17 protein-coding genes are annotated in these 17,844 nt (G+C 32.7%); 10 read left to right on the top strand and 7 right to left on the bottom strand.

Translation table 11 applies throughout. The annotated features are described in order from the left end of the window. Window positions 1-9: 9 nt before the first annotated feature. Window positions 10-636, bottom strand: a complete 627-nt coding sequence (locus tag Q0857_RS15290; RefSeq protein ID WP_298537170.1) for a hemolysin III family protein — start codon at window positions 634-636, stop codon at window positions 10-12. Between the two features lies 1 nt (window position 637). Next, on the bottom strand, window positions 638-1,315 hold the full coding sequence (locus Q0857_RS15285) for a DUF4294 domain-containing protein (RefSeq protein ID WP_298537166.1): 678 nt from the start codon (window positions 1,313-1,315) through the stop codon (window positions 638-640). A gap of 104 nt (window positions 1,316-1,419) precedes the next feature. On the opposite strand from Q0857_RS15285, the gene Q0857_RS15280 reads away from it, so the two are divergent. From Q0857_RS15280 to Q0857_RS15265, 4 genes are read left to right on the top strand one after another with little or no spacing between them, the layout of a single operon-like run. After that, window positions 1,420-2,505, top strand: a complete 1,086-nt coding sequence (locus Q0857_RS15280) for a M42 family metallopeptidase (protein ID WP_298537163.1) — start codon at window positions 1,420-1,422, stop codon at window positions 2,503-2,505. Between the two features lie 46 nt (window positions 2,506-2,551). Next, window positions 2,552-3,712, top strand: a complete 1,161-nt coding sequence (locus Q0857_RS15275) for an aminotransferase class V-fold PLP-dependent enzyme (RefSeq protein WP_298537159.1) — start codon at window positions 2,552-2,554, stop codon at window positions 3,710-3,712. Next, the gene (locus tag Q0857_RS15270; RefSeq protein WP_298537156.1) at window positions 3,712-4,266 is read left to right on the top strand and encodes an NUDIX domain-containing protein; all 555 of its coding nucleotides are present in this window, start codon (window positions 3,712-3,714) and stop codon (window positions 4,264-4,266) included. The genes Q0857_RS15275 and Q0857_RS15270 overlap by 1 nt, the downstream gene beginning before the upstream one ends. Continuing rightward, entirely contained in the window at window positions 4,266-5,129 is an 864-nt protein-coding gene (locus Q0857_RS15265; RefSeq protein WP_298537153.1) for a glycosyl hydrolase, read from the top strand. Before Q0857_RS15270 ends, Q0857_RS15265 begins: the two co-directional genes overlap by 1 nt. Window positions 5,130-5,310: 181 nt before the next feature. On the opposite strand, the gene Q0857_RS15260 is transcribed toward Q0857_RS15265, so the two are convergent. Beyond that, a complete protein-coding gene (locus Q0857_RS15260; protein ID WP_298537150.1) occupies window positions 5,311-5,895 on the bottom strand; it encodes a YceI family protein in 585 nt (194 codons plus the stop codon). A gap of 327 nt (window positions 5,896-6,222) precedes the next feature. On the opposite strand from Q0857_RS15260, the gene Q0857_RS15255 reads away from it, so the two are divergent. From Q0857_RS15255 to Q0857_RS15245, 3 genes are read left to right on the top strand one after another with little or no spacing between them, the layout of a single operon-like run. After that, complete coding sequence (locus tag Q0857_RS15255) at window positions 6,223-6,708, top strand: acetyl-CoA carboxylase biotin carboxyl carrier protein subunit (protein ID WP_298537147.1); 486 nt, start codon at window positions 6,223-6,225, stop codon at window positions 6,706-6,708. Window positions 6,709-6,711: 3 nt separating this feature from the next. After that, entirely contained in the window at window positions 6,712-8,151 is a 1,440-nt protein-coding gene (locus Q0857_RS15250; protein WP_298537144.1) for an acetyl/propionyl/methylcrotonyl-CoA carboxylase subunit alpha, read from the top strand. Between the two features lie 5 nt (window positions 8,152-8,156). After that, window positions 8,157-9,698, top strand: coding sequence for an acyl-CoA carboxylase subunit beta (locus Q0857_RS15245; protein WP_298537142.1), 1,542 nt, complete (start codon window positions 8,157-8,159; stop codon window positions 9,696-9,698). 262 nt (window positions 9,699-9,960) lie between these two features. Here Q0857_RS15245 and Q0857_RS15240 read toward each other — a convergent pair whose 3' ends face one another. The 4 genes from Q0857_RS15240 to Q0857_RS15225 all read right to left on the bottom strand — a co-directional run bounded on the left by Q0857_RS15240 (window position 9,961) and on the right by Q0857_RS15225 (window position 13,382). Beyond that, a complete protein-coding gene (locus tag Q0857_RS15240; RefSeq protein ID WP_298537139.1) occupies window positions 9,961-11,490 on the bottom strand; it encodes a hypothetical protein in 1,530 nt (509 codons plus the stop codon). A gap of 161 nt (window positions 11,491-11,651) precedes the next feature. Then, the gene (locus Q0857_RS15235) at window positions 11,652-12,230 is read right to left on the bottom strand and encodes a YceI family protein (protein ID WP_298537137.1); all 579 of its coding nucleotides are present in this window, start codon (window positions 12,228-12,230) and stop codon (window positions 11,652-11,654) included. A gap of 110 nt (window positions 12,231-12,340) precedes the next feature. Continuing rightward, the gene (locus Q0857_RS15230; protein ID WP_298537134.1) at window positions 12,341-12,943 is read right to left on the bottom strand and encodes a Crp/Fnr family transcriptional regulator; all 603 of its coding nucleotides are present in this window, start codon (window positions 12,941-12,943) and stop codon (window positions 12,341-12,343) included. Continuing rightward, the gene (locus Q0857_RS15225; protein ID WP_298537131.1) at window positions 12,936-13,382 is read right to left on the bottom strand and encodes a DUF1572 family protein; all 447 of its coding nucleotides are present in this window, start codon (window positions 13,380-13,382) and stop codon (window positions 12,936-12,938) included. The genes Q0857_RS15230 and Q0857_RS15225 overlap by 8 nt, the downstream gene beginning before the upstream one ends. A 95-nt stretch (window positions 13,383-13,477) precedes the next feature. Between Q0857_RS15225 and Q0857_RS15220 the strand changes: the two genes are divergently transcribed. The 3 genes from Q0857_RS15220 to Q0857_RS15210 all read left to right on the top strand — a co-directional run bounded on the left by Q0857_RS15220 (window position 13,478) and on the right by Q0857_RS15210 (window position 17,774). Continuing rightward, entirely contained in the window at window positions 13,478-14,683 is a 1,206-nt protein-coding gene (locus Q0857_RS15220; RefSeq protein ID WP_298537128.1) for a multidrug effflux MFS transporter, read from the top strand. A gap of 172 nt (window positions 14,684-14,855) precedes the next feature. Further along, a complete protein-coding gene (locus tag Q0857_RS15215; RefSeq protein WP_298537125.1) occupies window positions 14,856-16,025 on the top strand; it encodes a T9SS type A sorting domain-containing protein in 1,170 nt (389 codons plus the stop codon). 627 nt (window positions 16,026-16,652) lie between these two features. Beyond that, entirely contained in the window at window positions 16,653-17,774 is a 1,122-nt protein-coding gene (locus Q0857_RS15210) for an acyltransferase (protein ID WP_298537122.1), read from the top strand. The last annotated feature ends 70 nt before the right edge of the window (window positions 17,775-17,844 follow it).

The following is a 17,844-nucleotide window of genomic DNA, read 5'->3' as shown; positions in this document are numbered from 1 at the left end:
TTACGTTCCTTAAATAACGTAAAAAAATATCATAAAAAAATGACAAATTGCCCCTGCCAATACAAACAAATGCCAAATAACGTGATTAAACGGTATGCGACCAATGGCATAAAATATAATCCCTGCAGTATAAGCTAAACCTCCTGCAAACAAGAATAATATACCATCGCTTCCAATAGCATGAGATAAATTGGAAAAGTCGAAAACGATAAGCCACCCCATAACTAAATATAATAGTGTAGAGAAGATTTCAAACTTCCCTGTGAAAAACAATTTCAATAATGTGCCGAACACAGCTATGCCCCAAACGGCATAAAACAGTTGCCAACCATGGCTTTGTTCTAACACAATTAAAGTAACAGGTGTATAAGTCCCTGCTATTAAAACATAAATACTAATATGATCTAAAATCCTAAAGTAGTGCTTATAGGTTTCATTATTAATAGCATGATAAAGGGTTGATGCCGTGAATAAAAGAATTATGGAAACCCCATAAATAATAACACTAAATAGACTATATGTTGTTTTATCTGAATTATTTTTGATTAGTAAAACCAATGCTACAATACCCAATAAAGCACCAACACCATGAGATATGGCATTTAGTCTTTCTTCAAAAGGCGTTTGCAAACGCATGTCAATCTGGTGTTTTTTGATGAATCCATTTATCCGTTAAATCATAAAAATCGAATTCAACTTTTGGTTTTTGTCGTTCTAAACGCCCGCCCTGAAAACTACGTTGTAGAATATCTTCAATGAGATAATCTTCTTTAACATCAATAGGGTCAAACTCGCGCTTAAGAGAAATATCAAACATGCTCGCCGTAGTGTTATACCAAAATGCTCGCCACCCACTTCGTAATTCCTTAACCAAATCAAAAGCCGTTTTACCTGTTTGTCTATGGATAAGCTTTACTAATATTTGACCTTCCGTACGTGTTAACTTCTTTAATTCTACCGAAAACTCACCTTCAACATATTTTTGAATTTTTTTTGTGTACCGTTTCTTTTGGCGATTCTTGGTTAATGTCTTTAAGTGCGTATTCATGGAGTCTAATCGCTCCGCAGCCATTTTAGCATAGGGGTACACTTTAATGGTTTTTCGCCTAAGTATTAAATACCGAATACGTTCTTCTCTACTACCAAATTCCAATTTATGCAATAGCATAACCTCATCTAAATCAATAGATCTACGAGGTATAGAATCGCCTTCAATGATAAGGTATTCAATAGAGGTTGTATCCTGCTCAATTTCATGAACTTGAGAAAAGGTTAAAACAGGAAAAAGAACAAATATGTATTTAAAAAATTTCATCTTAAAAAGACTGGAGCATATAACATGTCAAAATTAAGAATTTACAAGGGGTTATGCATGTTGATTTCTATTTATATTATTATTTTAGTGCAAAACTTTTATAAATGGCAAAACAGAGCATTCTTAAAAAAAAGTCGATGGACTTTTTAGAAAAATATTTAAATAATGCAGCTCCTACAGGATACGAATGGGAAGGTCAGAAGATATGGATGGATTATTTAAAACCTTATGTTGATGAGTTTATAACAGACACCTACGGAACTGCTGTTGGTGTTATAAACCCAAAAGCAAAATACAAAGTAGTTATTGAAGGACATGCTGACGAAATATCGTGGTATGTAAATTTTATATCTGACAAAGGATTAATTTATGTGATTAGAAATGGTGGTAGCGACCATCAAATAGCCCCAAGTAAGGTGGTAAATATTCATACCAAAAATGGTATTGTGAAAGGTGTTTTTGGATGGCCGGCCATTCACACAAGAAATAGAGCAAAAGAAGAAGCGCCAAAACCAGACAACATCTTTATTGATGTAGGATGTGCAAATAAAGAAGAAGTTGAAAAATTGGGAGTTCACGTAGGTTGTGTTATTACCTATCCTGACGAGTTTCACATTTTAAATGATGATAAATTTGTTTGTCGCGCTATTGATAACCGCATGGGTGGTTTTATGATTGCCGAAGTGGCACGACTACTTAAAGAAAATAAAAAAGAATTACCTTTTGGTTTATACATTACCAATGCCGTTCAAGAAGAAATAGGCTTACGCGGTGCTGAAATGATTACGCAAACCATTAAACCCAATGTCGCTATTGTTACCGATGTAACCCACGATACGACTACCCCAATGATTGAGCAAAAGAAAGAAGGTAGTTTAGAAATGGGCAAAGGACCTGTAGTGGCCTATGCGCCTGCGGTACAACAAAAACTTCGTGATTTAATTACAGAAACTGCTGAAACCAAAAAAATTCCGTTTCAACGTTCTGCTTTATCGAGAGCCACTGGAACAGATACAGATGCTTTCGCTTATAGTAATGGTGGTGTAGCTTCTGCGTTGATATCTTTACCATTAAGATACATGCACACTACTGTAGAAATGGTACATAAAGAAGATGTTGAAAATGTGATTAAATTAATTTATGAAACGCTTCTAAACATTGAAGACGGCGAAACATTTAGTTATTTTTAAATAAACTATATAATCCCGCCAAGAGCGGGTTTTTTTTTGAGTTATTATGACAAGTAAAAAACACCTCTTTGATATACCGGAAGATGTGGCATACCTAAATGCCGCTAATATGTCTCCGCTTTTAAAAAGCACAAACTTGGCTGGAAAAGCTGCTATTGATCAAAAAACGAATCCCTTTACTATTAAAAGTAATGATTTTTTTGAACCGCTTGACAATCTAAAAAAAATGTATGCGCAGCTAATTGAGGTTGAGGAGCCTCAACGTATTGTTGCTATTCCTTCGGTTTCATATGGTATATCAACAGTTACAAAAAACATTAAACTAAAACCAGAGGATGAAATTCTTATAATTGGAGAACAATTTCCAAGTAATGTATATGCATGGAAACGACTAGCTGCAGACTTTAAGGCTACTATTAAAACAGTACATAAACCTGATGAAAGTGAAAATTGCGGAAAAACATGGAACGATCATATCCTAGATGCAATAACTGAAAAAACAGCTGTGGTTACCATGGGAAACATTCACTGGGCAGATGGTACGATATTCAATTTAAAAACTATTAATGCCAAAGTAAAATCATTGAATGCTTTGTTAATAATTGATGGTTCCCAATCTATTGGCGCCTTACCCTTTTCAGTGAAGGAACTTGAACCAGATGCGGTTATTTGTGCTGGTTATAAATGGTTACTAGGCCCTTATTCTTTTGGCTTAGCATATTATGGTCCATACTTTGATAATGGTATCCCAATTGAAGAAAACTGGTCGAACAGACTGAACAGCGAAAACTTTGCAGGACTTACCAATTACGAAGAAACATACAAACCTTTTTCTGGTAGATATAACATGGGGGAAAACGCCAATTTTATCGCCGTCCCTATGCTTTTAGATTCAATAAGTCAGCTTTTGGAATGGCAACCAAAAAACATTCAAGACTATTGCCATTCCATTTCAAAGCATGTTATTGAACCATTGAAAACACTGGGCTGTATAATTGAGAAAAATGAATATCGTGCAAAACATCTATTTGGAATTAAACTTCCAGACGGAATAAATTTAGATAAACTAAAACAAGAATTTGAAAAGAACCAAGTTTTTATAGCAAATAGAGGCACATACATTAGAATATCTTGTCATTTATTTAGTACTACACATGACTTTGATATACTTTTAAAATCAATAGAGAACGTTTTAAACCTGAATTAATGGATGAATTTATTGATATTGCAGACCAGGACGGTAATCTTTTGGGTGAAACAGCGTTAAAATCTGTTATTCATAAGAAAGGATTATACCACCATACGACTCATATTTGGTTTTATACAAAACAAGGAGACATATTACTCTCTCAACGTTCTGCAAATAAAACAATTTGCCCACTAATGTGGGATGTGTCAGTAGCTGGTCATATTGATGCGGGTGAAACTCCCGAAGAAGGTGGCATTAGAGAAATACATGAGGAAATTGGGTTAAAAATCTCGTTAGAAGACTTGCAAAAGATTGGTGTTTTTGAATGTTTTCAATCATATGACAATGGTATCATAGATAATGAATTTCATAATACTTTTATATGTGAATTGAAAGTACCTCTTAACGAATTAACGCCTCAGGAGGAAGAAGTGGAAGCTTTAAAATTAGTTTCCTTGGCAGAATTCAAATGTCTTATTAATCATATAGAAAATAACAACAATCATTTTGTAGCTGCAAATAAGAACTATTATCAACTTATTTATCAAGAAATACTAAAACTTAACTCATAATGAAACAAATCCTTTTATTCGTTTTACTAAACCTTTTGTCAATTCAATTGTATGGGCAATCTCCTTATTTTAAACCTACAGAAGATCCCAAACCAAATGGTAATGTTTGGGTAAAAGTAGAAAGCCTTTCAGATGAATTTGATGGTAAATCATTAAATGTATCAAAATGGCAAAAAGAACCTATTGGAAATGGTTGGATTTGGGACGGACGACCACCAGGACTTTTTAAAGCCGATAATGTAAAAGTAAAACATGGTAAACTAAATGTAACCGTTAGCAAATTAGATGCACCCTTACGAAAACACGGAGATATTTATACACACCAAGGAGGTATTGTTAGAGCAATTAACCCAGGAAATGTAGGTTGGTATTTTGAATGTAAAATGAAGGCAAACAGCACGGTTATGTCTTCCACTTTTTGGTTAATGAGTAAATACCATTGCGAGAAAAAACAAGAATTGGATATACAAGAATGTGTGGGAAGAGTAACTACAAAAACTGAAGAATGGGCGAAGGAATGGGATCAAATTTTTCACTCTAATGCCATTCATAGGAAAACCAAATGTCACCCCGTTTCTGAACGAGATCAAAATTTTGTTATTACCGAAACAAAAAATCATGAAAAATTTTACATTTATGGCGCTTGGTGGAAATCTTCTAAAGAAATTGTGTGTTTTTTAAATGGGACATACGTTTATACATTGTACCCTACCGTTGAATGGGACTTACCAGCTTATATACATATGGCCATAGAAACTTACGACTGGAATCCAATTCCAGATGATGGTGGACTTATTGAAAGTGGTACTTGGAGTGAACGCACAACGCAATATGAATGGGTTAGAACTTGGAAACTTGACTAGTTAAATGATTTCTTAGTTATACTAACTTATTAGTAAATCCTATTAGTACTAAAGTCATTTTTATAGATAGAGCTTTAAAATATCGGTTTTCCGATTTTCTTCAAATAAAAACCTCTCCACAAAATAATCCATACTGAACGCCTTTAGTAGAGAGGATATTTAAACCTTTAAATAATTGAGTTTATATAAAACTAGTTTCGAATCTTAAGATAATGTCATCTTTTGCTTTTACGGCGCCATATAAACCTGTAGGAGGTATTATATTAAACTCTGTCATCTTTAATTTTGTATTGCCTTCCAGCTTCACCTTATTATCCACAATCGTAACATCAAAATTTAAGGGGACTGTTTTCTTTGTACCTGCAATAACTAAATCCCCTAAAGTATGCAATTCAAAAACGCCGTTTCCTTTATCAGTCACTTTTTTAACTTCAACAAGCGTGAACAGTATGGATTTATATTTATCTGATTTCAAAGCTTTAAAAGCTGTATTTGCCATGCCCGGTTCTACACCTTTTAAACTCTCGGTAAGAACAGCTAGAGATAAATGTTCTAGTTGACAAGAGTCAAGACTTTTAAAACTAATGGCCCCATTTTGAGTTTGGGCATCCACTTTCCAACCATGAAGATTTGAAGAACCAAAAACAGTTAAAGAAGATTGGTCATTTTCTAATTGTAAAATTTGTGCTTGCGATAAATTAAATACAAAACCGATTGCAGTAATGCAGATAATTAATTTTCTGAAAACATTTTTTTGTGTATTCATGACATTATATTTAAATATTTTATTTAGCAAATTTCAATCTTCTTGTATTGAAGAAAAATGACATATATCATATTTAAAATGTATTTTTCGTAAAATATTACATTTTTTTTATCTATTTTTATCATATTCGTAATTTTATTAAAAATTAAACATTATATTATTGAGACCTTCTACACTTTACAAACTCATTTTTTATTCGCTTAAACAATCAAATATTTTGTATTCTTTTTTGTTAAAACTAGATTTAAATAAAGGTTTGGGCAATACATTTTAAATTTTGAATAACCCTTATATATTATGTATATTTATTGAACAACTCACACCACTATGAATTCACATTTTAAGGTTAAAGTAAATAATAGCTTCGACTATACTGTTAAAGAAACGGATCTTAAATCGTTGGATATAATACCCGTTAGTTCAACAAAGTCACATGTTTTAAATAATGATAGGTCCTACTCTATTGAATTTGTAAATCGCGATTTTCAAAATAAATCTTATCAGATTAAAATCAACAACAACCTTTATTCTGTAAACATCCAGAATCAACTCGATCAACTTATAGAGGTTATGGGATTTGCCTCGGGTTCTGTTAAACAAATAAGTGCCATTAAAGCACCTATGCCAGGTTTAATTTTAGACATCAACGTTAAAGTGGGGCAAAAAGTAAAGGAGAATGATGCGCTACTTATTTTAGAAGCTATGAAGATGGAAAACATGATTACTTCACCAAGGGATGGTATTATAAAATCTTTAAAAGTAAAACAAGGTGAAGCGGTTGAAAAAAGCCAGTTATTAATTGAATTCGAATAAAACATGAATAAAATACTTGTTGCAAACCGTGGAGAAATTGCTTTAAGAATAATGAAAACTGCTCAAAAAATGGGAATACAAACTGTTGCTGTGTTCTCTAGTGCAGACAGGAATGCACCTCATGTTAAGTTTGCAGATCAAGCGGTTTGCATTGGCGAACCCGCTTCAAATCAATCATATTTAAGAGGAGATAAGATAATTGAAGTAGCAAAAAGGCTAGATGTTGATGCTATTCATCCTGGGTACGGCTTTTTAAGCGAAAATGCCGAATTTGCAGAGTTGTGTGAAAAAAACAATATAGTTTTTATTGGCCCTCGTTCTAAAGCTATAAAAGTTATGGGGAGTAAATTAGCCGCAAAAGAGGCTGTTAAAGCCTATAACATCCCTATGGTCCCTGGTATTGACGAAGCGATAACAAATGTTGACAAAGCAAAGGCAATAGCCAGAAATATTGGATTCCCTATTCTTATAAAGGCCTCTGCTGGTGGTGGAGGTAAAGGAATGCGCATCGTTGAGAAAGAAAGTGATTTAGAATCACAAATGAAACGTGCCATAAGTGAAGCCACTTCAGCCTTTGGTGATGGCTCCGTTTTTATTGAAAAGTATGTCACATCTCCTCGTCATATAGAAATTCAAGTTATGGCTGATAATCATGGTACTATTTTACACTTTTTTGAAAGAGAATGTAGCATTCAACGTAGACATCAAAAAGTGATTGAGGAGGCACCTTCCTGTGTTTTGTCTTCTAAATTAAGACAGGAAATGGGAGATGCAGCTATTAAGGTGGCTAAAGCATGTGATTATTTAGGAGCTGGAACCGTAGAATTTTTATTAGATGCTGATTATAATTTCTATTTTTTAGAAATGAATACACGATTACAAGTTGAGCACCCCGTTTCTGAATTAATTTCTGGAGTAGATTTGGTAGAACTTCAAATTAAAGTCGCGCGAGGAGAAAAGTTAAACATAAAACAAGAAGACCTCACTATTAATGGTCATGCCTTAGAATTGAGAGTGTATGCAGAAGATCCGATGAATGATTTTTTACCAAGCGTTGGACATTTAGATGTATATCAAATACCTAAAGGAACTGGCATTCGTGTAGATGATGGCTTTGAAGAAGGAATGGATATTCCAATTTATTACGACCCCATGCTAGCTAAACTAATTACATATGGGAAAACTAGAGAAGAAGCTATTCAACTCATGCTTAAAGCCATTGCTAATTATCATGTTAAAGGTGTACAAACCACGTTGCCATTTGGTAAATTTGTATGTGAACATGAAGCCTTTCGATCTGGAAAGTTTGATACACATTTCGTTAAAAAATACTATTCTCCAAAAGCTCTAGAAAAAGAAATGCAAGAGGAAGCTAAACTAGCAGCTTTAGTTGCCCTGAAACAATATATTGAAGATCAAAAATTACTAAGACTACCTAATTAAAACCTATGGATTCTAAAATTGATAAGTTAAACGAAAAACTAGCCCAAGCATATTTAGGTGGTGGACAAGCTCGAATTGATAAGCAACATCAAAAGAAAAAGCTAACAGCCAGAGAACGTGTTGAATATTTAATGGATGAAGGATCTTTTGAAGAGGTTGGTGCTTTAGTAACACACAGAACTACTGATTTTGGAATGGCGGATCAAGTATTTTATGGAGATGGAGTTATTACGGGTTATGGCACAATTCACGGTAGGCCGGTTTATATTTACGCCCAGGATTTTACCGTTTTTGGTGGTGCACTCTCTGAAACTCATGCCGAAAAAATTTGTAAAATCATGGATATGGCTATGAAAACTGGCGCTCCAATTATTGGGTTAAATGATTCTGGTGGTGCAAGAATTCAGGAAGGTGTGCGCTCACTTGGTGGATATGCAGAGATCTTCCATAGAAACGTTAAAGCGTCTGGAGTTATTCCTCAAATTTCGGCTATCATGGGACCCTGTGCAGGTGGCGCTGTTTATTCTCCAGCATTAACCGATTTTACAATAATGGTTGAAAACACCAGCTATATGTTTGTAACAGGTCCTAATGTTGTAAAAACTGTTACCAATGAAGAAGTAACGAGTGAGGAACTTGGAGGAGCAAATACCCATGCCTCAAAATCGGGTGTTGCGCATAAAACATCATTAAATGATATTCAATGTTTAGAAGATGTAAAGACTTTACTAAGTTACTTACCCCAAAATAATTCGCAAACGCCTCAGTCATTGGATGTGAATTTAAAGGGTGAGGTGAGAGAAGTTTTATCTGATATTGTTCCTAACAATCCCAATAAACCTTATGACATGCATGCCGTCATTTCAGGTGTTATTGACGATGAATCGTTTTATGAAATCCATAAAAATTATGCTGAAAGCATTATCGTAGGATTTGCCAGATTAGGAGGTAGAAGTATTGGTATAATCGCAAATCAACCTATGGCATTTGCGGGAGTCTTAGGTGTTAACAGTTCAAGAAAAGCCGCACGTTTTACTCGTTTTTGCGACTGCTTTAACATTCCTATATTAGTTTTAGTTGATGTTCCTGGGTTTTTACCAGGGACCGATCAAGAGTGGAATGGTATTATTGTACACGGCGCAAAACTATTATATGCTTTGAGCGAGGCTACCGTACCCAGAGTGACGGTAATTACCAGAAAGGCGTACGGAGGTGCTTATGATGTTATGAACTCTAAACATATTGGTGCAGACATGAATTTTGCATGGCCAGGAGCAGAAATAGCAGTAATGGGTGCTAAAGGGGCTAGTGAGATTATCTTCAAAAAAGAAATTTCAGATGCAGACGACCCAGCAAGTAAATTAGCCGAAAAAGAAAAAGAATATGCGGAAAAATTTGCTAATCCGTATGCGGCAGCAAAGCGCGGTTTTATAGATGAAGTTATACTTCCTCAAAACACAAGACGCAAATTACTTAAAGCATTTTCAATGTTAGAAAACAAAAAAGTGGACAGCCCTAAACGCAAACATGGTAACATTCCATTGTAGAAAAAGAAAAGGAAGCTCTTTAAGAACTTCCTTTTACCCTCAATTAAATTATTTGATAATACCATTTTGTGACAACGTATAAAAACTAACATAGTTTGTCACTCCTTATAAAATGTATCAAACAAACCCTAGTTTTAATAGCAAAAAAACCAGGTATTATATAAAGAATTAATAGCTTTAACAAAGATGAACATTTTTTATTGTAATATGAATTATACGCATACTCACTAACTACGCACATTGGCCTTATGCCCTATTTATCTTAAATATCACCTTTTAAAGCTTCACTCAAAAATTCAAACATACCCATTTCCCGTTTTTGAATATTCAGCTTCTTTCTAATTCTATAGCGTTTGCTTTCAATAGCCCGTGTTGAAGTTCCTAAAAAAACAGCTATTTCTTTACTTTTAAACTCGGTGTATAAATAATAACATATAATTATCTCAGAATCTGAAAGTTGCGGGAATCGTTCTGATAGTTTACTAAAAAAAGCAACATTTAAATCATTTATAAGCTCTAAATGATTTTCCTTTTTTGATAACACTGTCGACGAATCTAAACGTACATTCTTATAGAGCTCCTTTATTTTACTACGTTGTTCATTTACCTCATCAACAACACTAATAGCTTTAACTTCTCGCTTTACCTCTCCAATATAGTCCTCTAAACCTTTCACCTTAACCTGCAATTTTTCATGATTACTTTTAAGGTATTTTAAACTGGTTTTTTGATTATTATAATCTAAAATCTTACGTTTTTGCCTTTTAAAATAAAATATTCCTAAAACGAAAAGAATAATTAAAACTCCTACAAGCAGTGTCACCCAAATTGTTTTAGCATGATTCTCATTACTCGTTACTTCAAGCTTCTCTTTGGCATGCAGTAACCTATGATTAATATCAAAACCCGATTCAATAACATTGTTAAACATTTTATCCTCAAACATTTTCAGAGAATCCAAAAAAGTTTTTGATTTTGGTAAATCGTCAATGCTTAAATAATATTCAGAGCTCAATTCATAAAAATCTCGCTTTGTATCCTTACCCATATAATTGGTTAGTGCTCCGGATTTATGTAAGTATTTCTGAACCGAGTCTAACTTATTCTTCTTAAAATAAGCTTCAACAAAACAAAGATCCAAAGACGATTTAAAGGAGTAATAATTATATGGCACCACAGTTGGATTATTTAATAACTCTTGAAAACTATTAACATACAAATGGGCGTTCTTAAAATCTGCAAGATGAATATAACTTGAAGTAATTAGATACAATGCAAACATATGATAATAACCATCTTCTTTGGCTCCTTTATAATCATTAAGCTTATCAATTAGCATGCTACAGCAAGTTCGATAATCTCCATTCACATACTTAACATATGCCTCAGTTTGCCAAACTTCAAGTTCTCCATACATGTAGTCAGCAAGACTATAATACTGCCTTGCCTTTTCAAGGTATTTAAAAGCAATAGTATCCTTTTTCGTAAAGTATATGTTCCTAAATAATTCTAAAGCCGATGCTCCGGCAGTTTCATAATTCAATTCTTTTTCAGCATATTCAAACGCAAGTATATTATATTGATAAGAAGTAGGATAGTCCTCGAATTCATCATAAATAATCGACTTCAAAGCGTAATAATCTGCAATTCTTCCTTTGATAGATTTTTCCAAAGGAGATGGCACAGAATCTAGAAACTTTAATGCTTTTTTCGAGCTATAATCAATATTTGCATCTGCAGAATCAACAAACCTTGTAAAGTCTTGTCCAAAGATTGAAACGCAAAAAAACATGACTAGAAATTGTAAACAATATTTATTTAAAATGTGGTAGATTTTATATTTTTTTTAAATTAATTTTTTTATTAGCCTTAAATGTAATTAAAATCAAGCTCTAATAAAAAAGAGGCCTCCCAACAGAAGCCTCTTTTTTTAATAATTTTATTTGTTAACGTTTAAAACTCTAAATCTGCAACCAAATCAAATTCATCGTAAATAGCTTTATCTTTTAAATCATCGAAAAAGCTTGTAGATCCGTAACGCACATCATATTTTGTTCTATCTATTTTTAAGGATGCTGTAGCTTTACTACCATAAACTGAAATCGTGAAAGCAACAGGATTTGTTTTACCTTTAATAATCATATCTCCCGTAACATGATAAGCATTTTTCCCAGACGCTTTTACTTTCGTAAATACTAAAGTAGCTGTAGGATGTTTTTCTACTCCAAAAAAATCATCAGACTTTAAATGTCCATCTAATTTCCCTTTATACTCACCATCTAAATCTGTGGCATTAATTGTTGTCATATCAATAACAAACTCACCTCCAGTTAATTTATCATTATCAAAAATCAAGTTTCCTGATTTAATTGCGATGGTTCCTTCATGAGAACCTGTTACTTTATAACCTTTCCAAACTACTTTACTTTTATCTGTCTTCACTTCTTTTTTATCACCACCTATAGCTGTAAATGATAATGTAAAAAAAGCTAAAAGGGCGATAATTACTGAATTTTTTAATGTGTTTTTCATTTTTAATTGATTTTAAATTTCCTTTTAAATATTATACCACAAAGATCTATAAGAAGCTGTCGGAATAAAATAAAATAGATTACAAAAAAATGTTAAACTAGATTAACTTTTTAATCTTCTAGCAGCAAGTGTTTTTTAATCTTACTAAGGAACTCTTTTGTAATTCCCAGATAAGAAGCCACCATATATTGTGGAATGCGCTTTTCTATTAAGGGATATTGCGTTTTAAAATATACGTACCTGTCTTTAGCTGACAGGCTAAAATTTCTAACAATACGTTTTTGAGATGCTACAAAAGCTTTCTCTATTATTTGCCTAAAAAAACGTTCTAACTTAGGGATTTCTAAATATAATTCTTCAATTATATCATAAGAAAACATTACAAGTTCTGTAGGCTCTAAACACATTACATTAAAATCTGCCGGAGTTTGAGTTATAAAACTTCCCATATCTGAGGTCCACCAATCTTCTATGGAAAACATAAGGATATGCTCCTGCCCTGTTTCATCAACATGAAACATTTTTGTACAACCGCTTATAACAAAACATTCATGTTTACAGATATCTCCTTGCTGAACTATATACTGGCCCCGAAGATATTTTCTATAACTAACCTTAGATAACAAGAAGGCTTCTTCCTGAGTTGTTAGACTAACATAGTTTTTAATATACTCAAGTAAGGGTTGTATGTTATCTTGATTCATTTCAGACATCCAGTAAACGTCTGTGATAGTTAATCTGACCTAAATGATAGGATAAATGATGCACCAAATGTGTCAAAAAATACTCGGTAATCATAGGTTCTTTAAAAACTTCAATAGGATACAAAGCGTCTAGGTCATCACTTCCCAGTTTTGATAAAGTTTTTTCAACTACTAAAATGGTATCATCAATTTCTTTTAACATTCGTGCCCTAGGCTCATTCTTTAATGAAAATTCAAGCTCTCTCTGTCTTACATAGCCCGTATTGCCAAGAATAGAACCAATAAAATAATTTAAATTACCTATTAGGTGAAGACATAAATTACCTGCACAATTTGTTATAGATTTATCTAAAACCCATAGATTGCTTTCCTTGTTATATAATTCTATTTCTTCCTTTAGCTTATTAAGATCTCTCGTAAATATCTTAATTAAAGTATTTGTATACATACATTAGTTTTATACATCAAATTTAGCAATAATAAGATTGTATTAATTAATCGCTGTAGAGTTTTTGCACGAATTAATTCATTTAAATTTGTGGCATGGAAAAACCTCAGAGCTTTAAGTATGAATTTGTCGCTTTAATGGCTTCTTTAATGTCTATTGTAGCCTTATCAATTGATGCTTTACTACCAGCTATACCAGAAATTGGCAACCATTTGAATGTAATGAACAGCACAGACAACCAATTGCTAATCACGATGATTTTCTTAGGTTTAGGGTTTGGTCAATTAATATTTGGTCCTCTATCCGATAGTTTTGGAAGAAAACCCATTGTTTACTTAGGGTTTATTGTTTTTATTATTGGAAGTGTTATTTGTGTGAGTACCAAGAGTTTTAATATGATGATTTTAGGACGCGTTCTGCAAGGTATTGGGTTATCGTCACCTCGAAGCATAGCCTTGTCTATGATTCGAGATTCTTACAATGGTGATTATATGGCGAAAATCGTATCTATAGTTGTTATGTTTTTTATTTTAGTTCCTGTTGTGGCTCCCACACTTGGTCAATTTTTAATTACTTATTTTAATTGGGAATCCATATTCTATGTGAACCTTATTTTTGGCGTAGCCGTTATGGTTTGGTTTTGGCAACGGCAACCAGAAACTTTGCCAGTAAAAAAACGAATTACCTTTTCATCGCACTTATTTATAGATGGTACTAAAGAGTTTTTTAAGTATAAAGAAGCCGTTGCTTTTACATTAGTTTCTGGTTTTATAACAGGGTCGTTTATGGTATATTTAAGTACCGCACAGCAAATATTTCAGGAGCAATATCAGTTATCTGACATGTTCCCTTACATTTTCGCTAGTTTAGCCATATCAGTAGGCTTAGCAACCTTTATGAATAGTAAACTAGTTACAAAATATGGCATGTGGAACATTGCCTATGTGGCTGCCGTCGCCTACGCACTGATATCAATTATCTATGTCGTTTTATATTGGTCTGGTAATAATCCAAACATATATATTCTTTTAAGCTTTTTCGCAGCACAGTTTTTTTCAGTGGGCTTTCTATTTGGAAATTTAAGAGCTATTGCTATGCAACCTTTAGGGCATATTGCTGGAATTGGTGCAGCAATTAATGGATTCGTATCAACTGTAATGGCTGTGCCTATAGCTAACTATATTGGAGGTTTTGTTACAGATTCTGTTCTACCCTTATTTATAGGTTTTTCGTTTTTTGGTGTTCTCTCTGTTCTTGTTTTTTTTATTATGAAAAGAAAACTGCAATTAATTAACAGTTAGTTTTACATTTCATTACCCTTAACACTTTTGGATAATTTTAGTCAATAACATAGGCTTTATTTTCTATTTATAAAGATGATATGTATATTCATCCTCATTTTCAATACAAAGCAAAAATTAAAGATTATACTTGTATCCTACAATATTTAGACTTGATCAAAATGTATACGACATGAAAAGAAAGTTTTTTTTAGTTTGTTTCTTCTGTACTTGCTTAAATTTCGCTCAAGAATGGAACAAGAAAAACGATTTCGCTGCTTCTGGTTCAATAAATCTCCTCTCATTTACAATAGATAATAAAGCCTATGTTATTGATACATTTGATGCTAAATTATATAAATACCAAACCGACACAGACACATGGAACTTTACGACTATTGAGTGGATGAGAGATAAAGGGTACCAAGATGGATTTGCATTACCCATAGGTGATAGAGCGTTTGTTGCACCAGGCTTGCCTTCAGATCCTAATGAAAGTTCTAAAGTATTTTACGAATTTAACCCTAATACGGAAACCTGGACACAATTAGCTGATTTACCGAGTTTTATATTTCATAGCTCAGTTCCTATTCCAAATTTTTCTTTTAATAACGTAGGGTATTTCTTATTATTAGGCAAAATGTATTCATATGATCCAAATACAACTATTTGGACAGATAAAGAGTCCCGTTATCCAGGAGGTTCTTATTATTTTAACACTGCGCATTTTTCCATTAATAATAAGTTCTATGTTGGTTCTGGGACAAACTCAGCTCTTGAAAGTTCTTCTAACTTTTTTAAATATAATCCAGAAAATAATTCCTGGGAACAAATAGCTAATTACCCATATTCACGCGCCCCTTCTTCTATGATAAGCTTTGTAATAAATGAAATAGGATATACCGGTTTAGGAACGTATTCTAATAACAATGGGTTTGAATATGACTCACAGTTTTATAGCTATTCCCCTTCAAACGATATCTGGTCTGCGATTCCTGACTGTAAATATTCAGCAAAAGCGTCTTTTTCATTTACGCTTAACGGAAAAGGCTATGTTGGGGCTGGCTGGCGTACTAGTCCTTTTGAAGTTTATCATGATATCTGGGAATTCACGCCTATTGCACTACATACAAAGAGCAACTCAATTGTAACCACAAAAATATACCCAAATCCTGCACAAAACTTTATTCATATAGATAGCCGAGAACCTATAAAAGAAGTCAAAATATATAGTATTAATGGGAGTCTTATTAAAAACACAATTAATTCGCGTATAAATATTTCAAATTTACCAAGTGGTTTATACTTTATAGACGTCCTTATAAACACTAAAATAGTTAGAAAAAAGTTTATAAAAATTTAACGCCTATATTTTTATGAATGGTAGTTGAAAATTTCTAATTAATTAAAAGTTTTCATTATTCTTTTTTCCATTTTAAACTTTTATAAGCCACATCATAATTTGAAATTATTTTAAAAGCAATTCAGTATAATGACACACTCAACTTTAAAATAATATAGACACAATCAACTTTAATACAAATACCGGTTTTTAATTATATTCGAATGACCCCTTTCATACCGGAGAATTATAAAGCGGATTACTCAAGAAGAGAATATACAATCATTATCGCTTTTCAAAAGATTTAAATCGGTTTATTAAACCTTTTAAATGAATATAGAATTTTAACATTTTTACAACCTAAAAGACACCCACATTATGTCTTTCTGGGTGAAAACTTCCAAGATTTGACTTATTTATACGTTTAAATGATATATAATCAAACGTTATTCAGATTTTTTTAACTCAAATTCTCAAACCAACTAACATCCATAAAACAAAATTTAACTACGCATTTTTAATTACCATTTAAAAAACGAAAAATAATTTTCTAGTTGAACAAGTTCAACTTTTTTATCAATTTTATTCAAGTATTTTACTTTGTGTAAAATTGTAAACAGATATGATAAATAAGTTAACAACCAAACTATGAAACCTAAATCTGTTAATTACATTTACTCTCTTACTCCTTTAAGAGGACTAGCAGCTTTATTGGTTATACTATTCCATTACGACATTTGGTTAATGTTACGAGGGTTTCCTCGGTTGATTGATACAAAGTATTCATCTATTATAACTAATGGATATGTATGGGTCGACTTTTTTTTTATACTGAGTGGCTTTGTAATTTGTCATGTATATGGTAAGAAATTAGAAAACCGAACTAGAAAAGTTATAAAAAAATATTTATGGGCGCGGTTCACGCGGCTTTACCCATTACATGTTTTCATTATGCTGCTTTTTGTATTGCAAACTATAGTATTGTTTCAGTTATTCCCGGATTATGCCACTGAGAAATGGAAATGGTGTAGATCTATTCCTGATTTCTTTATTCATTTGTTTTTTTTGCAAACTACAGGAATAATTGACCGCCCAGTTTGGAATGTTGGATCGTGGTCCATTGCTGCAGAATGGTGGACATACATTCTTGCAATTGGACTAATTCCTTTATTAAACAAGGGCCATAAACATTTGAATATCGTCTCTGGAATATTAGCCTTCTTTGGCTTCGTTTTTATAGCATATCAGAACCCAGAATTTAAACTTGACGAATTTTATGGATTAGGTACGCTTCGCTGTATTTTTGGTTTTACAATAGGTATTGTTGTGTATCAGGTATACTCAATTTTGGTTCATAAGCAATCAATCTGGAGTAAAGATTGGATGTTCTATATAATGCTTTTAGGGTCTTTATCAGTTCTGCATTTTAACCTTTATGATGTTATAGTCATTCCATTTTTTGGAGCTTTTATTCTTTGTGCTGCGCTGAACAATGGGAGACCATATAAATGGCTTAATTCAAAGCCATTGATTTTCTTAGGTAATATTTCTTACTCAACTTATTTAATCCATCTATTTTGGATATACCTTTGGTTAATGTGGTTAGATTTATATTTTATACCAGCAAACCCTAATTTGACACCTGGTTTATCGGATAAAATTCTTTGGCTATTTATACTATTGATATTAATAATCGGCTCATCATATTTGACCTATAAGCATGTTGAAATTCCAGCTCAAAAAAAACTAAGACACTGGCTAAAACACTGATAAGGAATGTAAAAAGTACTATATAAGATAAGCTTTAGCTAAATAAGATAAGTTTTAAGATGTGCTACAT

Source organism: uncultured Algibacter sp., from assembly GCF_947495925.1.
Lineage (GTDB): Bacteria > Bacteroidota > Bacteroidia > Flavobacteriales > Flavobacteriaceae > Algibacter_E.
This window is presented reverse-complemented; position numbering and strand designations above follow the sequence as displayed.

Excerpts from the sequence above, each read along its gene's own strand:
- Q0857_RS15290 (WP_298537170.1), bottom strand. The coding sequence starts at position 636 with ATGCGTTTGCAAACGCCTTTTGAAGAAAGACTAAATGCCATATCTCAT.
- Q0857_RS15285 (WP_298537166.1), bottom strand. The coding sequence starts at position 1,315 with ATGAAATTTTTTAAATACATATTTGTTCTTTTTCCTGTTTTAACCTTT.
- Q0857_RS15280 (WP_298537163.1), top strand. The coding sequence starts at position 1,420 with ATGGCAAAACAGAGCATTCTTAAAAAAAAGTCGATGGACTTTTTAGAA.
- Q0857_RS15275 (WP_298537159.1), top strand. The coding sequence starts at position 2,552 with ATGACAAGTAAAAAACACCTCTTTGATATACCGGAAGATGTGGCATAC.
- Q0857_RS15270 (WP_298537156.1), top strand. The coding sequence starts at position 3,712 with ATGGATGAATTTATTGATATTGCAGACCAGGACGGTAATCTTTTGGGT.
- Q0857_RS15265 (WP_298537153.1), top strand. The coding sequence starts at position 4,266 with ATGAAACAAATCCTTTTATTCGTTTTACTAAACCTTTTGTCAATTCAA.
- Q0857_RS15260 (WP_298537150.1), bottom strand. The coding sequence starts at position 5,895 with ATGAATACACAAAAAAATGTTTTCAGAAAATTAATTATCTGCATTACT.
- Q0857_RS15255 (WP_298537147.1), top strand. The coding sequence starts at position 6,223 with ATGAATTCACATTTTAAGGTTAAAGTAAATAATAGCTTCGACTATACT.
- Q0857_RS15250 (WP_298537144.1), top strand. The coding sequence starts at position 6,712 with ATGAATAAAATACTTGTTGCAAACCGTGGAGAAATTGCTTTAAGAATA.
- Q0857_RS15245 (WP_298537142.1), top strand. The coding sequence starts at position 8,157 with ATGGATTCTAAAATTGATAAGTTAAACGAAAAACTAGCCCAAGCATAT.
- Q0857_RS15240 (WP_298537139.1), bottom strand. The coding sequence starts at position 11,490 with ATGTTTTTTTGCGTTTCAATCTTTGGACAAGACTTTACAAGGTTTGTT.
- Q0857_RS15235 (WP_298537137.1), bottom strand. The coding sequence starts at position 12,230 with ATGAAAAACACATTAAAAAATTCAGTAATTATCGCCCTTTTAGCTTTT.
- Q0857_RS15230 (WP_298537134.1), bottom strand. The coding sequence starts at position 12,943 with ATGTCTGAAATGAATCAAGATAACATACAACCCTTACTTGAGTATATT.
- Q0857_RS15225 (WP_298537131.1), bottom strand. The coding sequence starts at position 13,382 with ATGTATACAAATACTTTAATTAAGATATTTACGAGAGATCTTAATAAG.
- Q0857_RS15220 (WP_298537128.1), top strand. The coding sequence starts at position 13,478 with ATGGAAAAACCTCAGAGCTTTAAGTATGAATTTGTCGCTTTAATGGCT.
- Q0857_RS15215 (WP_298537125.1), top strand. The coding sequence starts at position 14,856 with ATGAAAAGAAAGTTTTTTTTAGTTTGTTTCTTCTGTACTTGCTTAAAT.
- Q0857_RS15210 (WP_298537122.1), top strand. The coding sequence starts at position 16,653 with ATGAAACCTAAATCTGTTAATTACATTTACTCTCTTACTCCTTTAAGA.